The organism is Sulfuricella sp. (assembly GCF_035531155.1).
In the GTDB taxonomy this organism is placed as follows: domain Bacteria; phylum Pseudomonadota; class Gammaproteobacteria; order Burkholderiales; family Sulfuricellaceae; genus Sulfuricella.
The window spans coordinates 1-3,603 of sequence record NZ_DATKTK010000060.1 but is presented as its reverse complement, the minus strand read 5'-3'; the positions used below and the strand labels follow the sequence as shown (position 1 = coordinate 3,603).

Genomic DNA, 3,603 nt, shown 5'->3' with positions numbered 1-3,603 from the left:
GACAAGTCGGTGCCGCTGCTGCCGCGCCGCTGCTTCAGCCGCGGGAACATTTCGTAGATGCGGTCGAGCGGCCATTTGTTCGGCGCCGTGAGTGCGGCGAGCGTCAGATTTTCCTCGACATTGAGGCTGCCGAAAATGCGGCGGTCTTCGTGCACAAGCTGCATGCCCGCTTGCGCGATGGTGTGGCTTTTCTTGCCGACCAGCTCGACGCCTTCGAGTTTTATCGAACCCGCGCGCGGTGTCACCACGCCCATCAGACTTTTCAGGGTTGTGCTCTTGCCGGCCCCATTGCGTCCGAGCAGTGCGACCACTTCGTTCTTTTCCACGCGTAGCGAGACATCGAAAAGAATGTGGGAGTCACCGTAATAACTGTGCAGCCCTGCGACTTCCAGCAGGCTCATGGTTTGATCTCCTCGTGCACGACCCCGCCAAGATATGCTTCCTGTACCTTGGCGTTACCCTTGATTTCATCGGGGGTGCCTTCGACCAGCACACGCCCTTCCTGCAGTACCGTAATGCGCTCGGCCAGTTCGAACAGCGCGTCCATGTCGTGATCGATGATGATCATGGTGCGGCCCTGGCTGATCGACTTGAGCAGCTTGACCGTTTCGCCACGTTCCTGCGGGCTCATGCCCGCGAGCGGCTCGTCAAGCAGCAACAGCGAGGGTGAGGAGGCGAGGGCAAGTCCCACTTCCAGGCGGCGCTTCTCGCCATAGGCGAGTTCCGATACTGCGGTGTCGGCGCGCCCGGTAAGATTGACCAGTTCAAGGGTATGTTGAACATGCTCGTCCAGTCCGGGAACATTCGACAAGCTGGACAGCATGTCCAGCCTGAATTTGCCGCGCAATTCGGCCAGCGCAGAGACGACCAGATTCTGGCGCACCGTCAAGCTGTTGAACAGCTGGTTGACCTGGTAGCTCTTGGTCAAGCCGAGTTGACAGACCTCGGTGACACCCATGCCGGTAATGTCCCGGCCTTCGAACAATATCTTGCCCGAAGAGGGCGTCACTTCGCAGGTCAGCATCTTGAAAAAGGTCGACTTGCCGGCGCCGTTCGGGCCGATGATGCCGCGCAACTCGCCCTGGTTCACCGAGAAATCAATGTCCGTGTTGGCGAGCACGCCGCCGTAATGTTTGGTAAGGCCGGTAACCTGCAGGATCGGCCCGCTAAAGTTGTCGGGCACAGGATGGTGCGGCCGCATCGGGATGGATTTATGGGGGGCATTGGTTGCCGCTGTCGTTTGTTGGCTTTCGGTGGCCACGCCGCTGTTTGCTGTGGGTAGTTTGGCCTGTCCCGCTACCCTGCTCATGACAAATTCAAAAAGGTCCTTGATCCCACCGATGATGCCCTGGCGCAGGAAAACCACCAGCAGCACGAACACCACACCCAGCACCAGCTTCCACGTCGCGCCCAGCCCCAGTGTCGATTGCAGGAAGTCTTGCAGAAACAACCACACTGCCGCGCCAACCAGCGGACCGAACAGTGTAGCGCGGCCGCCGATGGCGGTCTGCATCACGAGTTGTCCGGATGTGTCGAACATGAATGCGTCCGGCGGCATGAAGGCCTGCATTACGCCAAGCAGACCGCCAGCCAGCCCGGCGTAGGCAGCGGCAACAACAAACGCGGTAAGTTTGTAGCCCTGAACATTATGGCCGACGGCGGCCGCGCGCAGCGGGTTTTCACGTATGGCAGTAAGAATGGCACCGACCGGTGAGCGCACGATGCGCAGCGCGATCACGATGCCGATGAAGTAGATGAAGGCAAGAAATGGATAGAGCGACCAACCGAAGCTGAAATGGATGACTTTGAAGCCGAGGTTGAGGGTCGGCGACGGCACACCGGGCAACCCATTCTCGCCGCCAGTCCAAGCCGACAGGGGATTGAACTCGACGAAGAAAAATATCTCCGCGATGGCAACCGTGATCATGGCGAAGTAGATGCCGGTGCTGCGCAATGCGAGCAGTCCGATCAGGTAGCCGACAACGGCGGCGGCCACCATGCCGATGATCAGTGCCAACACGACGTAGGGGAAGCCCGCCTGGGTGAGCAGGTAGGCGGCGACGAATCCGCCGGTTCCGTAAAAGGCCGACTGACCGAATGACAGCAAGCCGGTATAGCCAAACAGTATGTCGAAACCGATGCCGAACAGGCCCCAGACCAGAATTCGGTTGACGGTGTTGGGCGCGGCATTGAAATGAGGCAGAACAAAAGGTGCTGCAATCAGGCAGATCGCCGTCAGAATCTCAATCAAATAGCGGCGTTGCATGAAAAATTTCCCCAAATTCATTCGCGACCTTTCTTGCCGAGCAGGCCATGCGGTCTAAACACCAATACCAGCGTCATGGCCGCGAACAACATGATGTATGAGTAGGCGGGATCGATCATCGAAGTCATGCTGATTATTTCCCCTGCGATCAAGCCGCCGAGCACTGCGCCGGGAAACGATCCGACCCCGCCAATTACCACCACAACAAAGGTCTGCACCAGGATCGTCTCGCCCATGCCGGGCGTGAGCGAGACCACCGGCGCATTTACAATGCCGGCAAATCCGGCGGCCATCGAGCCGATACCGAACACAACCATGAATACGCGATACACATTAATGCCGAGGGAGTCCACCATCACGGAATCTTCGATTCCCGCGCGCACAATCAGGCCGAGCCGGGTCCGGTAGAGGATCAAATACAACGCAAGCAGCGCAACCGCCACAATGCCGATGAGGGCCAGGCGATAAGTCGGGAACATCACGCCGCCAAGAGAGGTGATGCCGGAAAACAGGGAAGGGGGAGAAACGGTTTTGGTCATGCTCGAAAAGAAGTAGCGCACGGTTTCAACGATGCAGATGCCGAGGCCGAATGTGACCAACAGCTGGTCCTCGTCCGGGCGGTCATAAAAATGGCGGATGATGAGCCGTTCCAGGAGCACGCCAAACACCAGCATGAACAGCGTCGCGGTGATCACTGCGAGCATGAAAGAGCCGGAAGCATGATATGCGACGTAGCCGGCATAACCGCCGAGCATGAACATCGCGCCATGCGCCAGGTTCAGGACGCCTAGCGTGCCATATATAATCGTGAGGCCGGAGCTGATAAGTGCGAGCAATGCGCCTAGCACCAGGCCGTTGAAAAGTTGCGAGAAAAATAAAGTCCAGTTAAGCATCGTAATTGTTTTTTAGTTATGCGCGCCCAGGCAGTCGCACAATTGGCATCGCAGGCGGCCATTGCCGTCCGCGATGCCAGTTCGTGTTGCTACAGCTTAGGTGTATGAACCGAGATTGCAACCGAATTCGTCGGGCTTCTGCATCAGCGGAAGTCCGGGGACGGTTTCCAGGACTTCCCAGTAATCTTCCTTGTTCTTCATCTCCGAGGCCTTCTTGCCCTTGACGATGAACACCGGTCGGATCAACTGGTGATCTGCCGCACGCCAGGACACTTCGCCGACGAGCGAATTAATCTTGCGGCCTGCCTCATAGGACTTGATCACGTCAGGCGGATAGAAGGTGCCGGCGTTCTCTACGGCCTCAGCCCACAGGGCGAATTCCATGTAGGCATTTTCGGCTCCCCATTGCGGTTTGTAACCGTACTTCTTGTCGAAGGCCTCGAC

The 3,603-nt window shown here is 58.0% G+C and carries 4 protein-coding genes; all 4 read right to left on the bottom strand.

The features are described from left to right. Positions 1 to 401: ABC transporter ATP-binding protein (locus tag VMV64_RS14785; RefSeq protein ID WP_325331700.1), on the bottom strand; the 401-nt coding region annotated here is incomplete at its 3' end. Beyond that, complete coding sequence (locus VMV64_RS14780) at positions 398 to 2,266, bottom strand: branched-chain amino acid ABC transporter ATP-binding protein/permease (RefSeq protein ID WP_325331698.1); 1,869 nt, start codon at positions 2,264 to 2,266, stop codon at positions 398 to 400. The genes VMV64_RS14785 and VMV64_RS14780, both read right to left, overlap by 4 nt. A gap of 17 nt (positions 2,267 to 2,283) precedes the next feature. Beyond that, positions 2,284 to 3,159 carry a branched-chain amino acid ABC transporter permease gene (locus tag VMV64_RS14775; RefSeq protein WP_325331696.1) on the bottom strand — a complete coding sequence of 292 codons (876 nt, stop codon included), beginning with the start codon at positions 3,157 to 3,159 and terminating at the stop codon, positions 2,284 to 2,286. 96 nt (positions 3,160 to 3,255) lie between these two features. Then, a partial coding sequence (locus VMV64_RS14770) for an ABC transporter substrate-binding protein (protein WP_325331694.1) occupies positions 3,256 to 3,603 on the bottom strand: 348 nt, incomplete at its 5' end.

Excerpts from the sequence above, each read along its gene's own strand:
- VMV64_RS14780 (WP_325331698.1), bottom strand. The coding sequence starts at position 2,266 with ATGCAACGCCGCTATTTGATTGAGATTCTGACGGCGATCTGCCTGATT.
- VMV64_RS14775 (WP_325331696.1), bottom strand. The coding sequence starts at position 3,159 with ATGCTTAACTGGACTTTATTTTTCTCGCAACTTTTCAACGGCCTGGTG.